The organism is Pseudomonas sp. NBRC 111131 (assembly GCF_001320525.1).
Lineage (GTDB): Bacteria > Pseudomonadota > Gammaproteobacteria > Pseudomonadales > Pseudomonadaceae > Aquipseudomonas > Aquipseudomonas ceruminis.
Genome location: NZ_BCBH01000010.1, coordinates 1 through 16857, shown reverse-complemented (window position 1 = coordinate 16857; position 16857 = coordinate 1). Strand labels below are relative to the sequence as shown.

Here is a 16857-nt window from a genome sequence, read left to right as displayed (position 1 = left end):
CCAATGTCCCTTCGACGTATCATGGTCACCGCGGTGCGCAACCTGCACCCGGTGACCCTCTCGCCCTCCCCCCGCATTAACATCCTTTACGGCGCTAACGGCAGTGGCAAGACCAGTGTGCTTGAAGCTGTGCACCTGCTCGGGCTAGCGCGGTCGTTTCGCAGTACCCGCTTGAACCCAGTTATCCAATACGAGCAAGCAGCCTGCACCGTGTTTGGTGAAGTGCAGTTGGCCGAAGGCGGAACCAGTAACCTGGGTGTCTCGCGTGAGCGGGCGGGCGATTTTACTATCCGCATTGACGGGCAGAACGCCAAGAGCGCCGCTCAATTGGCTGAGCTGCTACCGTTGCAGCTGATCAACCCCGACAGTTTCAGGCTGCTGGAAGGTGCGCCGAAGATACGCCGGCAGTTTTTGGATTGGGGAGTGTTCCACGTGGAACCCCGCTTCATGCCTGCGTGGCAAAGGCTGCAGAAGGCGTTGCGGCAGCGGAACTCATGGTTGCGTCATGGTACACTTGACCCAGCTTCGCAAGCCGCCTGGGACCGGGAATTATGCCTGGCCAGCGCGGAAATAGATGAATACCGTCGCAACTACATCAAGGCCTTGAAGCCCGTCTTCGAGCAAACCCTGAGCGAACTGGTCGAGCTGGACGGGTTGACCCTTAGCTACTACCGAGGCTGGGACAAGGACCGGGAACTCAACGAAGTACTCGCCTCCTCTCTCCTTCGCGATCAGCAGATGGGCCATACCCAAGCCGGTCCACAGCGTGCTGATCTACGTCTGCGTCTGGCTGCCAATAATGCAGCCGACATTTTGTCACGTGGCCAGCAGAAGCTAGTGGTTTGCGCATTGCGCATTGCCCAGGGCCACCTCGTGAGCCAGGCTCGACGCGGCCATTGTATTTATCTCGTTGATGACTTGCCGTCCGAGCTGGATGACCAGCATCGCCGCGCACTGTGCCGCTTGCTTGAAGAATTACGCTGCCAGGTGTTCATCACCTGTGTAGATCACGAATTACTGAGGGAAGTCTGGCAGACGGAAACGCCAGTTGCTTTGTTCCACGTGGAACAAGGCCGTATCACCCAGACCCACGACCATCGGGAGTGAAGGCATGAGCGAAAATCAAACGTACGACTCTTCAAGCATCAAGGTGCTGAAAGGTTTGGATGCCGTGCGCAAGCGTCCCGGCATGTACATTGGCGACACCGATGACGGTAGCGGCCTGCACCACATGGTCTTCGAAGTGGTCGACAACTCGATCGACGAAGCCCTCGCCGGGCACTGCGACGACATCACGGTCATCATTCACCCGGACGAATCCATCAGTGTGCGCGACAACGGTCGCGGCATTCCGGTTGATGTTCATAAGGAAGAAGGGGTTTCTGCTGCCGAGGTCATCATGACCGTGCTGCACGCCGGCGGTAAGTTTGACGACAACTCCTATAAGGTTTCCGGCGGTCTGCACGGTGTAGGTGTTTCGGTTGTAAACGCCCTTTCCGAAAAGCTGGTACTCACCGTTCGCCGTAGCGGCAAGATCTGGGAGCAGACTTACGTTCATGGTGTTCCACAGGCGCCGATGGCCATTGTGGGGGACAGCGAAACGACCGGTACCCACATTCACTTCAAACCTTCGGCTGAGACCTTCAAGAATATCCACTTCAGCTGGGACATCCTGGCCAAGCGGATTCGTGAACTGTCGTTCCTGAACTCGGGCGTTGGCATCCTGCTGAAGGATGAGCGCTCGGGCAAGGAAGAGTTCTTTAAATATGAAGGTGGCCTGCGTGCATTCGTTGAATACCTGAACACCAACAAGACTCCGGTCAACTCCCAGGTGTTCCACTTCAACGTTCAGCGTGACGATGGCGTGGGTGTTGAAGTCGCCCTGCAGTGGAACGACAGCTTCAACGAAAACCTGCTGTGCTTCACCAACAACATTCCACAGCGCGACGGTGGTACCCACCTTGTCGGCTTCCGCTCTTCCCTGACCCGTAGCCTCAACAACTACATCGAGCAGGAAGGCTTGGCCAAGAAGAACAAGGTCGCCACCACTGGCGATGACGCTCGCGAAGGCCTGACCGCAATTATTTCGGTGAAGGTGCCAGACCCGAAATTCAGCTCCCAGACCAAAGACAAGTTGGTTTCCTCGGAGGTGAAAACCGCCGTGGAACAGGAGATGAACAAGTACTTCGCTGACTTCCTGTTGGAAAACCCCAACGAAGCCAAGGCCGTTGTCGGCAAGATGATCGATGCCGCCCGTGCCCGCGAAGCGGCGCGCAAGGCCCGTGAAATGACCCGCCGCAAAGGTGCGCTGGATATCGCTGGCCTGCCGGGCAAACTGGCTGACTGCCAGGAGAAGGACCCTGCCCTCTCCGAACTGTACCTGGTGGAGGGTGACTCCGCAGGTGGCTCGGCCAAGCAAGGCCGCAACCGTCGCACCCAGGCGATCCTGCCGCTGAAGGGTAAGATTCTCAACGTCGAGAAGGCACGCTTCGACAAGATGATCTCGTCCCAGGAAGTGGGCACGCTGATCACCGCTCTTGGGTGTGGTATCGGCCGCGAAGAGTACAACATCGACAAGCTGCGTTATCACAACATCATCATCATGACCGATGCTGACGTTGACGGTTCGCACATCCGTACCCTGCTGCTGACCTTCTTCTTCCGTCAGTTGCCAGAGCTGGTCGAGCGCGGCTACATCTACATCGCCCAGCCACCGCTGTACAAGGTGAAGAAAGGCAAGCAGGAGCAGTACATCAAGGACGACGAGGCCATGGAAGAATACATGACCCAATCGGCCCTCGAAGATGCCAGCCTGCACTTGGACGAATCGGCCCCAGCCGTTTCCGGCGTACAACTGGAGGCCCTGGTCAACGAATTCCGCAGCGTGATGAAGACTCTCAAGCGTCTGTCGCGTCTGTACCCGGAAGAGCTGACCGAGCACTTCATCTACCTGCCGGAAGTTACCTTGGAGCAACTGGGTGATCACGCTGTCATGCAAGGCTGGTTGGCCAAGCTGCAGGAACGCCTGAACAACAGCCAGAAGTCAGGCCTGGCTTACAAAGCCAGCCTGCGCGAAGACAAAGAGCGTAATGTCTGGCTGCCGGAAGTGGAAATCACCTCCCACGGCCTGGCCAGCTACATCACCTTCAACCGCGACTTCTTCGGCAGCAACGATTACCGCACCGTGGTCAACATCGGCACCAAGCTGTCCAGCCTGTTGGGTGAAGGTGCATACGTTCAACGCGGTGAGCGTCGCAAGGCGATCGTTGAGTTCAAGGAAGGCCTGGACTGGCTAATGAACGAAACCACCAAGCGTCACACCATCCAGCGATACAAAGGGCTGGGTGAGATGAACCCGGATCAGCTGTGGGAAACCACCATGGATCCGACCGTGCGCCGCATGCTGAAGGTCACCATCGAAGACGCGATCGCTGCCGATCAGATCTTCAACACCTTGATGGGCGATGCAGTTGAGCCGCGCCGCGACTTCATTGAAAGCAACGCGCTGTCGGTGTCGAACCTGGACTTCTGATCAGGTGTAGGCGGGCAAAGTTATTTGCTCTTTCGGTCAAAGAAAAGCGCTTGGGCCAAAGTTACTCGCCCGAGTTGAAGATAGAAAAAGCCCCCGGAGATGCGATCTGCCGGGGGCTTTTTCATTTCACATTTACTGCCATCGTTCATCAGCTAGCTGAGAGCTATTGAGTTGATCTCTTAGCAACCTCCATTGCGACAGGTGCTGATCCAGCAGAGCAGTGAAACGGTCATTGTGGTGGCGTTCATGTAAGTGAGCTAGCTCATGCACCAGGATGTACTCCAAGCACTGCACGGGCTTCTTGGCCAGCTCCAGATTGAGCCAGATGCGCCGGGCATCGATGTTGCAGGTGCCCCATTTGGTCTTCATCCGCTTGATGCCCCAGCACAGCGCTTCAACCCCTAACTTTGGCTGCCATTTCGCCAGCAGCTCCGGCACCAGACGTTTTAGTTCGGCCCGGTAGAAGTCGTGCAGCACCTGCTCGCGGCGTTCGACTGTGGTGTCAGGGCGCACGAAGAGATTCATAGTGGCATTGCCACGCAGTGCGATACGCAAAGCACCGGTGGTTTCGTAAACGCGCAGGCGGTAGCGACGGCCTAAGAAGTAATGGCTTTCACCACTGACCATCCGCCGTTCTGATTGCCGGGGCTGGGCCTGAAACTTCGTGCGCTGGCGTTTGATCCAGCCCAGCTTGCCAACCACCGCCAAGCGCACAGCTTCGTCGTCGACCGCCAACGGTGCAGCCACGCGCACACGGCCATGCGGCGGATACACGCCCAGGTGCAGGTTCTTGATCGGCTTGCGCACGATCTCCACAGTCAAACCGCTGACCGTGATGCTACGCGACTCAGTACTCATGCTGATGCTTGACCAATTCTAGTAAGGCTTCCAGCCGCTCGATGTCCTGTCCTACCGAATAGCCGCCCAAGGCTTCAGCGGCGTCTTTGTCCCACTGATCCAGCGCGTTCTTTATGGCCAGGCGCACGCGCTTGATCTTCATGGTATTACCGCGCCAGTCATCCTGCCGGCTATCTAGCACGGCAGCGTCTACGGCCAATGCCAGGCCGGCGTCCTGTCCCAGGTTGTCATATAGGGCCTTGCGGGCGCTGCTATTGATCGAGCCGGGGTAGCTGTTGGCGCTGGTGGGATTCTTCGCCTGTTTAGTTAGCTTCACCACTTCGGCCAGGTATTGCTGGTAGCTGATAGCGTCTTCCTTACGCTTGGCGATCAGTGCATCGAGCAGCGAGGACATGGTTTCGTAGTACTTCGGGTTGACCGGCGACTCGTCGATAATCAACTTGCGCACGTTGTTCTCGATGGTCTCGGCGACGGCTTCCTGGCTTTCGCGGATGCCCTTGGGCAGCGCGTCGATGGCCCCTACGCCACGCTCGACAATCAGCTCGATCAGCGACATATCCTCGAAGGCTGAAATTTTCTCGCTGTCCTCAGCGCGAATGTAGGTGTCGATCAAGAAGCGCATGCCTGGTTCATAGACTTTTAAGTCGATGTAATCAGCGCTAGCGAGCTTCACCTCATCACGTACTTTGGAAAAATGATCCACCTCGGCCTGGATTTCAACGATTTCCTTGGCGCGATAGCCCGCTTCCTCAAGCTCGTTGGCGATATTGCCGAAGCAACGGATCAGCGCCGATGTCATTTTGTACAGGTTCAGGCGCTTGGGTTCGTTAGCCTTGAGCTGCTCGGCATTAGCCGAGTCGGTGCCACAGAAGAAGCGCAGATATGCCGGCGTGTCCTTGGGCTGCTCAACGGGTTCGCACAGGGCCTTGATCGCTTCGCGGGCATCTTCTAGATCTTCCTGCGCCTTGCCCAGGCGGTCTTCCAGCAGCCCGGCCACGTCAGCTTTGTCGTAACCATCCAGCGCGCCGCTGGTGTAGTCGCCAATGGCTCCCTCCAGCTGCTTGAACAAGTCCTTGTAGTCAATAATGTAACCGTACTGCTTGTCCTCACCATCGAGGCGATTGACCCGGCAGATGGCCTGGAACAGGCCGTGGTCGCGCATTTGCTTGTCGATATAGAGGTAGGTGGCCGAAGGCGCGTCGAAACCGGTCAACAGCTTGTCCACCACGATGAGTAGGCGCATCTGCCCTGGCTCTTTGATGAAACGCTGCTTGACCTCTTTCTCGAAGGTTTCCGGGTCTTTGTCGCCCAACATCTGGTTGTAGATGGCGTACTGGCGCAGCTTCTCTGTCAGCCCTTCGCCGGTGGCCTCGCCCTTGATGTCGGCAGGCGACGGTTTGTAACTGGTGACGATGGCGCACTTTTCGCCCATGCCTAGCTTGCTGAAAAGCTCATAGCACTTGCAGGCTTCGAAGATGCTGCTGGTCACCAGCATGGCATTGCCCCGGCCATCGGCCAGGCGCGGCTTGATAGCCATATCCAGCATGATGTCCGCGACTATCTTCTCCAGTCGCGATTGGCTCGACAGCACCTTCTGCATGGTGCCCCAGCGCTGCTTGAGCTGGGCTTTGGCCAGATCATTCAACGCCTTGGTTTCAGCATCGAACCACTGATCTATTTTCTTCTGTGACGTTATGTTCTGGTCAATGTCGCGGGCTTCGTAACGCAGGTCGAGCACCACACCATCGGCCACCGCTTCATTGAATTTGTAGGTGTGGATGTAGCGGCCAAATACCTCGATGCTTTTCTGCTTGTCGGCCTTGAGCAGCGGCGTACCGGTGAAACCGATAAACACCGCATTAGGCAGGATAGCTTTCATCGCCTTGTGCAACTCGCCGGACTGGGTGCGGTGGCACTCGTCAACGAACACATAGAGATCGCCTTTGGCGCTGAAGTCCGGTGGCAGACTCTTGCGAAGCTCTTCCACAAAGCCTTCCACGTCGGCATCTTCGCGGGCACCGAACTTGTGGATCAGCGAGCACAGCAGCCAGGGCGAAGGCTGGTTGAGCTTGTCGATCAGGTCGGCACCGCTGGTAGTGCGGTAAATCTGCTCGTTGACGCCGGTGAATACCTTCTCAATCTGCTCATCCAGCTCGGTGCGGTCGGTGATGATCAGTACCCGTGAATCTTGGATGTTTTCCCGAATCCACTTGGTCAGCCAGACCATGGTTAGGGATTTGCCCGAGCCCTGGGTGTGCCAGATGATTCCGCCCTCGCGCCGACGCAGGTAGCGCTGCGCCTCGCGGATGCCGAAGTACTGGTTATGTCGGCAGAGCTTTTTCACGCCACTGTCGAACACGATGTAGTCGTGGATCAGTTCCAGAAAGCGCGTCTTGTTACACAGCTGGAGCAAATGCCGATCCAGCAGATTGTCGGCATCGGCGCTGTCCGCGTTTTCCTCCTTCCAGGTGAGGTAGTACTTCTCGCCGGTCTGGATGGTGCCGTAGCGCAGGCCCTGGGTATCGTTGCCGGCCATCAGATACTGCATGGTCGAAAAGAACGGCTGGATAAACTCGGCCTTCTGATTGTCCAGGTTCTGCCGGATGCCCTCGTTCACCGCCACCTTGGAACGCTTCAGTTCTAGTACGCCTAGGGCAATACCATTCACATAGAGCACTATGTCCGGGCGCTTGGTATTGGCCTTGGCATCAGCGCCCTTGACGGTGACTTCCTCGGCAATTGCGAAGTGGTTCTTGTCAGCCTGTTTCCAGTCGATCAGCCAGACGGTCTGGGTATTCTCGCCCACCTCAGGCTTGATCTTCACCCCATAGCGCAGCAGTACATACACCGCCTTATTGCGGTCATAAATGCCCTTGCTGGCATCGTTGGCGGCCTTGTTCAGCTCGAAGACAGCGCGGCTGGCCAGATTCGCCTCAACGCCCCGCTCAAGTAGCCAGGCACGCAGCAACTCTGCTTCGATATTGGCGTTGTTCGGGCGCTCGGCCCAATCGCCTAGGTGCTCATAGCCCAGCGCCTGCTGGAACAGCTTGGCCACGCGTTGCTGGGTCATTTTTTCGATCTGGCCAACGGTGCTCATTGAGGCCGCTTCCTTTTCCTAGTGAGAGTTGACGCATTTAATCCGCAATGCGCTTCGAATTGGTCTCAAACAGGCGCTCGGTGATAGCGCCTCTGAAAAGCTCCTCGTTGAGGAACTGGAGCAGCTTTTTGGCCGGTGCCTTTTCTGCAGGAAATACAATGCGCTCTTGCCCGCTGGTAAGGTCGATCTGTATGTTGAGATCGTAGCCATTGGAGTGCTGGATAATCTGAGTGACCGTGTACTGATCAAGGATTTCCGAGTCCTTGAGTAGCGCGAACCGTTTGCAGAACCATTGGCTTGCGCCTTTGGCCAGTGAATCGACGCTAACAGGGGCAAGCTTTTCGTGAGCCAGAATAGCCTTGATGTCTTCCTCGGTAGCTTCCTTGTAGAAGTCAGCAAGGTTGAAAATGGCGTTTGCTGCTCGATAGCTTCTGAACAGCAGTTTCTGTTGAGCTGGGTAATAGACTGCAGTCAGTTGATCGCTAAGTGAAAGGGCCGGAGTTTCCGAGCTTTCAAAGTTGTTCCTGGTAAAGAACAAGAATTGACCTGGGCTGATGATGTGCGATTTGCTGAAGCTCTGAATCAGCAAAATTTCACTGCCGTCATCCTGCCGGGCAAAACCAAGGATGGCTTTGATTAGCGAAGGCTCCACTCCCTGCATATCTATTGGTTCGAGATGGCGAACGCTACCTGAGTGCTCAGCAGCCACTACCTGAGGAAGTTCGAAGTCTTCTAAGCAGAACCGCTCGTGAGCCTCCGGTGTATAGCCAGGGTCGAAGTCAATTTCCTGAGCGTCAAGCAGGAAATCATCTATTTGGCTCTGCCATTTCTCAGTGAGCACTGCTTGTAGCTCAGCTACCAATGGAATGCGGCGCAGGGTGAGCTGATTGCGCTCTTTCAGCAGAGCTACAAGGTGCAAGTGTTCAAGCATTCGTTATGTCCTTTGCAGATAGATTCCATCGGTTAGCTCAACAACATTGAGCGCTTCGCCTGGGCGGCGGACTGTTTTTTTACTGATCAGCAGGCAGGATGCTCCCGAGTCATCCTTGACCGCATAGAAGTGATAACCCAATAGGCCCATGACCGGATTGAAATGAAAGGCACCGGCGTGGGCCACCGTGAAGAAAATGACGGCGAAGATGTAGACGCCTGTAACCCACTCTCCAGTGAAGTCTAGCTTGTCTGTCGCAAGGAATGGCAGCAGGTAGGTGAGTAGAAATACGACGATTTCTTTATCGCTATTCTCGAACTCCTGCACCTTCAGTCGATGCTGCTCTCCCCTCTGGGTAACCAATATCAGCATCAGCCAGCAAATCAGTCCTAAAAGAATTGCAACGGCTAGCCAGGGAGCCCAGTTGCGGTATGGCAGATCTTGGGCGATTTGGTTGACTGCTACAGCCCCAAGAATGGGGGCCATGGATGTGGCGACCAACAACCCTTTAGCGAACTGATTCAGCATCTGCGACCTCTGTCAGACAAGTCGAATACGACCGGTTAAGAGTTCCTGCATCATACCTAGCTTTAGCTTGCGCGCTTTGTCGCAGCGGGCTTCTAGGGATGAGAGCTCGGTGTCCATATCGGAAAGGATGGTGGAAATAGCAACTTGCTCTTCGATTTCAGGAACCTCTAACTCTGCACTAGCAATATGGGCACGATTAGTTGCATAGACTTTGGTGCCGGCTGCTAACTGACGTAAATGCGAGCGAAATGCTGGTATGAACTGTAAATAAGCTTTAAACCCATCCGCCATTAAATTTTTGTCAAATCGCACTGCGATGGTGTGTAAGCCTGAAACAAGCTCCATATCCTCAAGGAGCTGAACCTCGACAGATTTACCAACGCCATCCAAGTCCTCTGACGCATCAGAAAAGACAAGGTCGCCGTTCTCCAAGCGATCTAAACGCTTTGCTTTTTCGTGTGGCAGGCAGGGCATAGATGTTTTTGCCGGATTCAGCAGCAGGTGCTGGCTGCCATGAATATCGCCGTAGTGCAGGTAGCGAACATCACCTTCAGTAGTTAGCTCTGCGCGTGAGTTTGTACCATTCCTCAAGAATGACAAATGATCCCCTAACCGCTTAACCTTCCACTCCCCACTAAACCCCGGCAGGCGGCGTTGGCCGGTGAGGAGTTGTTGCATGGTGGCTTGCTGAATATCGCATTTTTTGGCGATAAGTTGATCCAGGTTGTTGATCAGATCGTCAATTTTTCCCAGTGCACCCGCTATCAATTTTTGCTCTTCTATCGGAGGACAATGCATCCGAAACAATGCAAGATCGGGGCAGCTAACCACTGGCTGTGCGCCTTCCTTCTGGCAGTCTAATAGTTGCTTTTGGGTCGCTGGGCTTTCTAGCAAATACTTTATGAAAAGTGGCTCTGCCTTTTTATTGTCAATGGCTATGCGTGCCGTACTTCGGGAAAGAACGGCTCCTTCAAGCCAGCTTGGAGCAGATTCGACCTGGCCAATTCCCGCTCCTACAACAGTCATCACCAAGTCTTTAGCTTTGAGTTTTGCATTTTTATATTGAGCTTCAAGCTGGACGGAGACTCGATGCATATCGTCAGCACCTCGCCATCCTTTCGAATAGTCTTGACTGCGCAACATAAGACAGCCTGACATTACTAGGTGGCCAGGCTGGACAACACCATACCTAATATGACGGCCTTCTTGGGTAAGTTCGCCAAGTCGAGCAGTTGTCCAGTCATGTGGAACCACCCATACCTCAGACTGTTTAAACGCTGGATTCACTTCGGCACTCATACAGAAAACCCCATCTTGGCCAGTTGTGCATTGACCTTGGCCGCCAGTACCTCTACCTCGGCATTTAACGCCGGCAGCGGCGTGGCATAGCGTTCGGCCAGTTGGCGGATACGGCCACCTAGGGCCTGGGACACCCGATCCAGCTCGGTCTGCACATCGGCTTGCAGGGTAGCCAGCCATTTGTCGTCCACCACCAGGGTTTTCAGCTCGGCCTCGCTGAGCTGTGCGTAGTAGGCCTGCACCTTGGCATCCAGCGCCTTCTGCGCGGCTTTGACCTTTTTGCTGGCCTCGGCTTCGCGCTCGATTAATGCCAGGCACTGTTCCAGTGCCTGGCGTTCCTCATCGGCGTCGAGGTTATTTTTGATGGCTTTCAGGCGTGCCTTGACGCTGGCGGCGGTGAGCTTGCCCTTGTCGGTTTTGCCTTCGGCCAGCGGGCCGTCTTCGCCGCTCTGTTCCTCGTCCAGCTCTTCCAGTTCGCGGCTGAGGGAATCACGCTTGGCTTCCAGCTCGGTGATAGCTGAAGCATCGGCAGCGTAATAGCGGCGCACGATTAGTTCGGGTGGCAGCAAGTCGGTATTGGGTTCTCCCTTGGCCGGGCCGCTGGCAATCAGCGCCTGCCAGCCGTCGATCACCAGTTGGTACACGTCATCCTGCAAGGTGGCGTACCAGTAGTCCTGAAGGTGCTGGTACACGTCGTAGGCGTCCAGCAGCGGTGCGGACTTGAAGCGGTGCAGCAGATCTTCGGCCAGCGTATTGAGCAATGCCTTGGGCCGGTCGCCGATGGTGATTCCTTGCAGGCGTGGGCGGTGCTCGTTGCGCCAGGCTTCAAACAGGTCGCTGATGGTCTGGTTAAAGGCAGTGAACTCGGGGTGGGCAAAGATGCTGGGCTTAATCTCGGTCTGCGCCACCTTGAGTTGCAGGTAGCCGGGGCGTTGCGGGGCGAACAGTGACCCGCGCAGGTTGGGCATCACATCCCAATAAGCTTGTAGGGCATCCACATCACGCTCGGGGATGCCGCCGTGCAGGTGGGCGTCGATGTCTTGCAGATCTTCCGCTTCGCTGATGTCGATATAACGCGGGATGTTGAGGTTGAAGTCGTTGGCTTCGATCTCGGCCAGTGGCACCAGGCGTGAGAACTTGGGCAGTTCGCGCTGCTGGGTGCAGGCATCGACGATCTTGTGGATGTCCTGCTCGCGCAGGCGGTTCTTGTTGCCGTCCTTGATAAAGCCTTTGCTGGCGTCGATCAAGAACAGCCCCTTGCGCCCTGCACTGCCAGCTTTGTCGAGAACGATGATGCAGGCGGGAATACCAGTGCCGAAGAACAGGTTGGCCGGCAAGCCGATAATGGCCTGGATATAGCCCTGCTGGAGGATGCGTTTGCGGATCACGCCTTCGGCACCGCCACGGAACAACACGCCGTGGGGCAGAATCACCGCCGCCTTGCCGGTGCTTTTCAGCGAGGTGAGCATGTGCAGGAGGAATGCATAGTCGCCGTTCTTATCCGGTGGAATGCCGTAGCTGAAGCGATTGTAGTCGTCCTCGGCTGGGTTGAAGCCATTGCTCCAGGCTTTGGTGGAGAACGGTGGGTTGGCGACGATGAAGTCGAAAAGCTTGAGGTTGCCCATCGGGTCTTTGAAATGTGGCGCGGACAGGGTGTTGTCCTTCCAGATTTCCGCCGTCGGGCAGTCATGGAGGATCATGTTCATCTTGGCCAAGGCACTGGTGGCGTTGTCCATTTCCTGGCCGTAGATGGCTAAGTCGAGGCCTGTGATGCTCTTGGCTTCGTCGTGGGCTTTGAGCAGCAGCGAGCCAGAGCCGCAAGTCGGGTCGTAGATGCTCTGCTTGCTGTCGGTAGCATTGGCCAGGCCGATGACCTGAGCCATGATCCGCGACACTTCTGCTGGAGTGTAGAACTGCCCCTTGCTCTTGCCGGACTCAGTGGCGAAGTGGCGCATCAGGTATTCGTAGGCATCGCCCAGGATGTCATCGCCTTGGGCGCGGTTGCTGCGGAAATCCAGGCCCGGTGTGTTGAAGATGCTGACCAGGTTGGACAGGCGGTCGACCATCTCCTTGCCTTTGCCGAGCTTCTCCTGGTCGTTGAAGTCGGCGACGTCGATGACGCCGGTGAGGTTGTTGGCTTCGGCCAGACAGGCGATGATCTGGTTGATCTTATCGCCGATCTCCTTGTCACCCTTAAGCGCCACCATGTCGGCGAAGCTGCCACCTTCGGGAACCTCGATTAGTGAGCTGGGGTCGCCGGCATACTTATCTGAAACGTACTTTACGAACAGCAGCACCAGGACGTAGTCCTTGTATTGTGAGGCATCCATCCCGCCACGCAGCTCGTCGCAGGATTTCCACAGAGAGGAATAGAGTTCGGATTTTTTGATGGCCATGTGGTTCGTTGTGTCCGTTATTTAATAATAAGTTTGTAATTTAGGCACTCGGCTGTACTGCAGCAGGAATAGTATTCTTGCTTGTCGAGCGCGAATCAGAGTGACCAGAAATTACTAGATAACTCTGTCTGCCGGTGGCGCAGCCGCTCTATTTCAGTCTGTATTTGAGCCTCTTCGTCGAACGCCCGAACCATTGGCTGCATACCCTCAACTGAGGGCATGGGAATTTCCAATTCCTTGAGTGCCGAGAGCTGGAGTGATGGAATCGAGGCACCGACTGCCATTCGGCTCAGTAGCCCTTGGCCCATGGCTGACCGCAGATAAATTAACAGTGCTTTTGGAGGATAGATTTCGGGGAATCGGCTGCGCAAAATCACCAGGGACTGACCGGTTATCCAGCCATCCTTCCCTGAGTTTGGGACAATGCCTGCGATGCCTGTTTTGCCAACGACCCCTTTGAATGTCATCAAGACATCATTAGGCCTGATGAAATATGAATTTGCCTTGGGTGAATCGAGGTCAAATAGCGTCTCTTTGCTGGCGTGTTGGATGTAGCCGTACTGCGGGATGTCTTGAGCCTGTACTTCCCACACCTGCTCACCGCGTGAAGCAGTCGTGTGCTGGCGCGGACGGATGATGTCAAACAGCTCGCCAAGTTTACGGGTTTCATAACGTGTCAGCGTCTCGTTTAGCTTGCGCGCCGACTCATCTAATACGTAACGGTTGACCTCAAGGCTGAAGTCATTCTCAGCAATCTGGCTGATCGGAATGCTGGCCGCAATAGCAGAAGTGCTCTTGTTCGCGATCAATGCCAGCAGATCAGGGATATTCTTCAGCGCACAACGCTTTTTCGCCGAAATCTCCCGGAACTCGTCAGTGTCCGCATTCACAAAGCGAACAACGTCAGTCCGACGGCTTCTATTCAGAACTAGAACGGTTAGTGGGATTGCCGTATGGCTACAGAGGCCGGCAGGCAATGCGATGACGGCGTCGAGATAGCCATGCTTCAGCAAATACTCGCGCAGTTGTTTTTCCGCACCTTTACCGAACAGCACGGAATTTGGAACAGTGACCACGATACGGCCCTTGGTCTGAGCCAAGAGGTGCTGGATATGAAGAACGTTACCAACCGGCGTTTTCTCTTCAAACCGCCCCCAAAGGTCATTTCCAGAGATGTCCTGAGAGTAGCGGACACCCATCGGGGGGGCACAGACTGCCGTATCAAACTGAATCAGCTGGCCTTTTTCAAGAGCAGCAGGCGCTTGTACTGGATTGGTAGGGTGCAGCTTCCAGCCAGTTGCGTTGATCAGGCTAAGTATTTGCGCAGGTGTTGTGGGCATCTGGGACTCAACCCAAACCTTGGTGTTGCTTCGTACTACCCGAGCGGCAATCTGCCCAGACCCCTCCCAAGGAACGTACACGGTTTGCTGTGGAGTGATTTCCAAAAGAGCGACCAGCAAGTTACATAAGGTCGGGGCGTACCCAAAAATACCTTGGCTATAGTCAGTTGCCCAGAAGCAGGCATCATCTACAGCGAGGGTGTCGAGTAAATCTTGGGATTCCAAAGCACGAATCTTTTGCATCAGCGGGGAAAGGTCTCGCACACCATGGAGGCTTTGCCATACGCCTTCATCGATGAACGGAAACGCTGCATACGACTGCAAGTTACGCAGCGCCGCGACCTGCTCTGCTAGCCCCTGATCCGCCAGGGTTTCAAAGCGGAGTTCCACTGGAACAGTCGGGTCTTTGGACAGTTTTTGCCAGCACAGCAGCTGAAGAATCAGCGACAGGGAGGCATGGGACGTCAACGCCAGTCCACGTATCGAGTCCATCAGCTGGGTGAAAATCTTTTCGTTCATGCTGCTTCCTGAAAGAGGGCGAGTCGGCGCTTAAGCGCGCTGTGTGCAGTTGTAGGTGGTAATCAGTGCATCCCCTTCCGCTACGACCACGACGCCCCCCTTATCCTGGATCTTCATCAGTAAGCGCTTTTCGCTCTCTAAATCAGCCAGGCGTTGCTTGGCTTCCTTGGTACCGATGATGAATTTATCCTGATCCACAGTGCCGTGAGCAAGCACGTAATCGATCATTTTGAGCGGGATGCCGCGCTGGGCTTGGCGGGCTTTGCAGTGGTGAGTGGCGTGCATACTGTGTGCTCCTGGTGGCTGACCATGAGCCGAATCTAGAGGAAAGTTTTTTGTCTGTCAATAAAGCAATAAATGCTTTTTAATTTTGTGATGCTGCGTATTTCCCAGGACAACATGCTTGCGTTCGCTGAAGAAGCCACCGGTGGTGTAGGTGCAGGGGTAGTCGGTGCGTCAGAAATACACTGGCGCCACTCTTTACAACTCGACCGTCAGCACTTTGATCCCCCCCCTCGCAGAACCGCCCGACGGAAGTGAGCGAGCGCCAATACCTCACCGGTTCACGCCTTGAGCGCACCGGTAGCCATTTCACGCCGAGGCGCAGTTCCAGGCGCCAGGCCTCGCCGTCGCGCAGCACGCGAAACTCCCGCGCCGCGCCGGTCTCGACCAGCGCCGCCAAGGTGTCCTGCTCGATGGCTCTTTTCATGGCTGCTCCTCCGCTCCACTGTCCAGCCAGGCCCCACCCTGCTGGTATAGCGCAACCACACAACCTGGCGGCCAGGATGGCCCTGCAGTCTCACCAGGCGGTGGATAACGGTGGGGGGGCGATTCACCATAACGTCCAATTACACGCCGGCATTCGACGCCAACGCCCGAAACGCGTGATAGCATTTTGCGACTTGTCGCTTGAGCCTCCGCGCGAGCACCTTAAATCCGATCAAGGAGTGGTCATTCGTGAACAGCCTTCGCCAAACTGCGCAGCAGGGAGATGCTGCTGCCCAATACACCCTAGGTAGCTTGTACGAAAGTGGTGAGGGTGTCGCACAAGACCTTGAGAAAGCGGCTGGCTGGTATCGCAAGGCCGCCAGGCAGGGCCATGGCTGGGCCCAGTACACCATGGGGCGCCTTTATGAGACTGGGCAAGGTGTGCCCCAGGATTTGGCGAAAGCGGCCAATTGGTACCGTAAGGCCGCCGAGCAGGGCGTCGACTGGGCCGAGTATGCACTGGGCGATCTGTACACCAAGGGCGAAGGCGTTCCACAAAGTTTTGAAACGGCGGCAACGTGGTACCAGAGGGCTGCCATACAGACCCTTGCGGAGGCGCAGCATGCCCTGGCTTGCCTTTACGAAGAGGGTGAAGGCGTCGCGCAGGATCTGCTGAAAGCAGCTACTTGGCACCGTAAAGCCGCAGAACAAGGCTATGTTTTTGCCCAGCACTCCCTCGGTGACTTGTACAAGAAAGGAGTCGGGGTTCGACAAAGTTATGCAAAAGCGGGCGCGTGGTACCGCAAAGGCGCCATGCAAGGATACAGCTGGGCCCAACTTGCCCTCGGCAAGCTGTACGAGAAGGGCGATGGCGTCAAGCACAACGCGGCCAAGGCGGAGGCTTGGTATATGAAAGCCGCCGTTCAGGGGAATCGCTGGGCCGAATACGCGCTAGGCCGTCTATACGAAAAAGGTGAACCTTGTTCACGGGACTTCGCGGAAGCGGCAGCCTGGTATCGCAAAGCGGCAGAGCAAGGTCATGCTTCGGCTCAGGATGCGCTGGCACGCTTGTATTCAAATGGCCAAGGTGTGCCTCAGGACTGCGCAGAGGCAATTGTTTGGCACTATAAGGCTGCCGAACAAGGCTCGGCTTGGGCTCAGTATGCGCTAGGTGATGTTTACGAAAGCGGCAAAATCACCCCCCCGAATTATTCAAAGGCCGCTGTCTGGTACCGTAAGGCGGCTGAGCAGGGATCCGACTTGGCCCAAGATGCGCTTGGGACGCTGTATGCGAAAGGCCGAGGTGTCCCGCAAGACTTCGTAGAGGCTGCCGTCTGGTACCGAAAGGCTGCTGAGCAGGGAGATGAGTATGCTCAGTACACGCTTGGGCGCCTTTACAAAAAGGGGCGAGGCGTGCCGCAGGACTTTGTAGAGGCGGCAACGTGGTACCGCAAGTCCGCTGAGCAGGGGAATGCCCAGGCTCAGTACGTCTTGGGCGGTTTGTACAAGAACGGTGAGGGTGTTCAACAGGATTATCCGAGCGCCTATATCTGGCTCTCGCTCTCTGTGAAGAATCGATGCTATATGAAAGGATTCGGTAAGCTGCTTAACGTGGTAGCTCAGAAGCTTTCAGCGGTGCAGCTAGAATC

At 55.8% G+C, this 16857-nt stretch carries 11 protein-coding genes and 1 pseudogene; 3 read left to right on the top strand and 9 right to left on the bottom strand.

All coding sequences use genetic code 11. The annotated features are described in order from the left end of the window. Window positions 1-3 precede the first annotated feature (3 nt). Together recF and gyrB are read left to right on the top strand one after the other, a co-directional pair. The gene (gene recF / locus APH34_RS11660; protein ID WP_054901213.1) at window positions 4-1107 is read left to right on the top strand and encodes a DNA replication/repair protein RecF; all 1104 of its coding nucleotides are present in this window, start codon (window positions 4-6) and stop codon (window positions 1105-1107) included. 4 nt (window positions 1108-1111) lie between these two features. Further along, a complete protein-coding gene (gyrB, locus tag APH34_RS11655; protein WP_054901212.1) occupies window positions 1112-3532 on the top strand; it encodes a DNA topoisomerase (ATP-hydrolyzing) subunit B in 2421 nt (806 codons plus the stop codon). 132 nt (window positions 3533-3664) lie between these two features. On the opposite strand, the gene APH34_RS11650 is transcribed toward gyrB, so the two are convergent. The 9 genes and pseudogenes from APH34_RS11650 to APH34_RS28650 form a co-directional block, all read right to left on the bottom strand. Next, window positions 3665-4390 carry a M48 family metallopeptidase gene (locus APH34_RS11650; RefSeq protein WP_054901211.1) on the bottom strand — a complete coding sequence of 242 codons (726 nt, stop codon included), beginning with the start codon at window positions 4388-4390 and terminating at the stop codon, window positions 3665-3667. Then, window positions 4380-7487: a type I restriction endonuclease subunit R gene (locus APH34_RS11645; protein ID WP_054901210.1), complete on the bottom strand. Its 3108-nt coding sequence runs from the start codon at window positions 7485-7487 to the stop codon at window positions 4380-4382. Before APH34_RS11645 ends, APH34_RS11650 begins: the two co-directional genes overlap by 11 nt. A 37-nt stretch (window positions 7488-7524) precedes the next feature. Continuing rightward, window positions 7525-8418 carry a Kiwa anti-phage protein KwaB-like domain-containing protein gene (locus tag APH34_RS11640; protein ID WP_054901209.1) on the bottom strand — a complete coding sequence of 298 codons (894 nt, stop codon included), beginning with the start codon at window positions 8416-8418 and terminating at the stop codon, window positions 7525-7527. A 3-nt stretch (window positions 8419-8421) separates the two neighbouring features. Beyond that, window positions 8422-8946 carry a hypothetical protein gene (locus tag APH34_RS11635; protein ID WP_054901208.1) on the bottom strand — a complete coding sequence of 175 codons (525 nt, stop codon included), beginning with the start codon at window positions 8944-8946 and terminating at the stop codon, window positions 8422-8424. Between the two features lie 12 nt (window positions 8947-8958). Next, a complete protein-coding gene (locus APH34_RS11630) occupies window positions 8959-10089 on the bottom strand; it encodes a restriction endonuclease subunit S (protein WP_218187070.1) in 1131 nt (376 codons plus the stop codon). A 152-nt stretch (window positions 10090-10241) separates the two neighbouring features. Then, window positions 10242-12641, bottom strand: coding sequence for a type I restriction-modification system subunit M (locus APH34_RS11625; RefSeq protein WP_054901206.1), 2400 nt, complete (start codon window positions 12639-12641; stop codon window positions 10242-10244). A 95-nt stretch (window positions 12642-12736) separates the two neighbouring features. After that, on the bottom strand, window positions 12737-14500 hold the full coding sequence (locus APH34_RS11620; protein ID WP_054901205.1) for a type I restriction-modification system subunit M/S: 1764 nt from the start codon (window positions 14498-14500) through the stop codon (window positions 12737-12739). A 30-nt stretch (window positions 14501-14530) separates the two neighbouring features. After that, window positions 14531-14785, bottom strand: a complete 255-nt coding sequence (locus APH34_RS11615) for a hypothetical protein (RefSeq protein ID WP_054901204.1) — start codon at window positions 14783-14785, stop codon at window positions 14531-14533. A gap of 195 nt (window positions 14786-14980) precedes the next feature. Further along, window positions 14981-15209: pseudogene (locus tag APH34_RS28650) on the bottom strand (hypothetical protein). A 248-nt stretch (window positions 15210-15457) separates the two neighbouring features. On the opposite strand from APH34_RS28650, the gene APH34_RS11610 reads away from it, so the two are divergent. After that, a partial coding sequence (locus tag APH34_RS11610; RefSeq protein WP_054901203.1) for an SEL1-like repeat protein occupies window positions 15458-16857 on the top strand: 1400 nt, incomplete at its 3' end.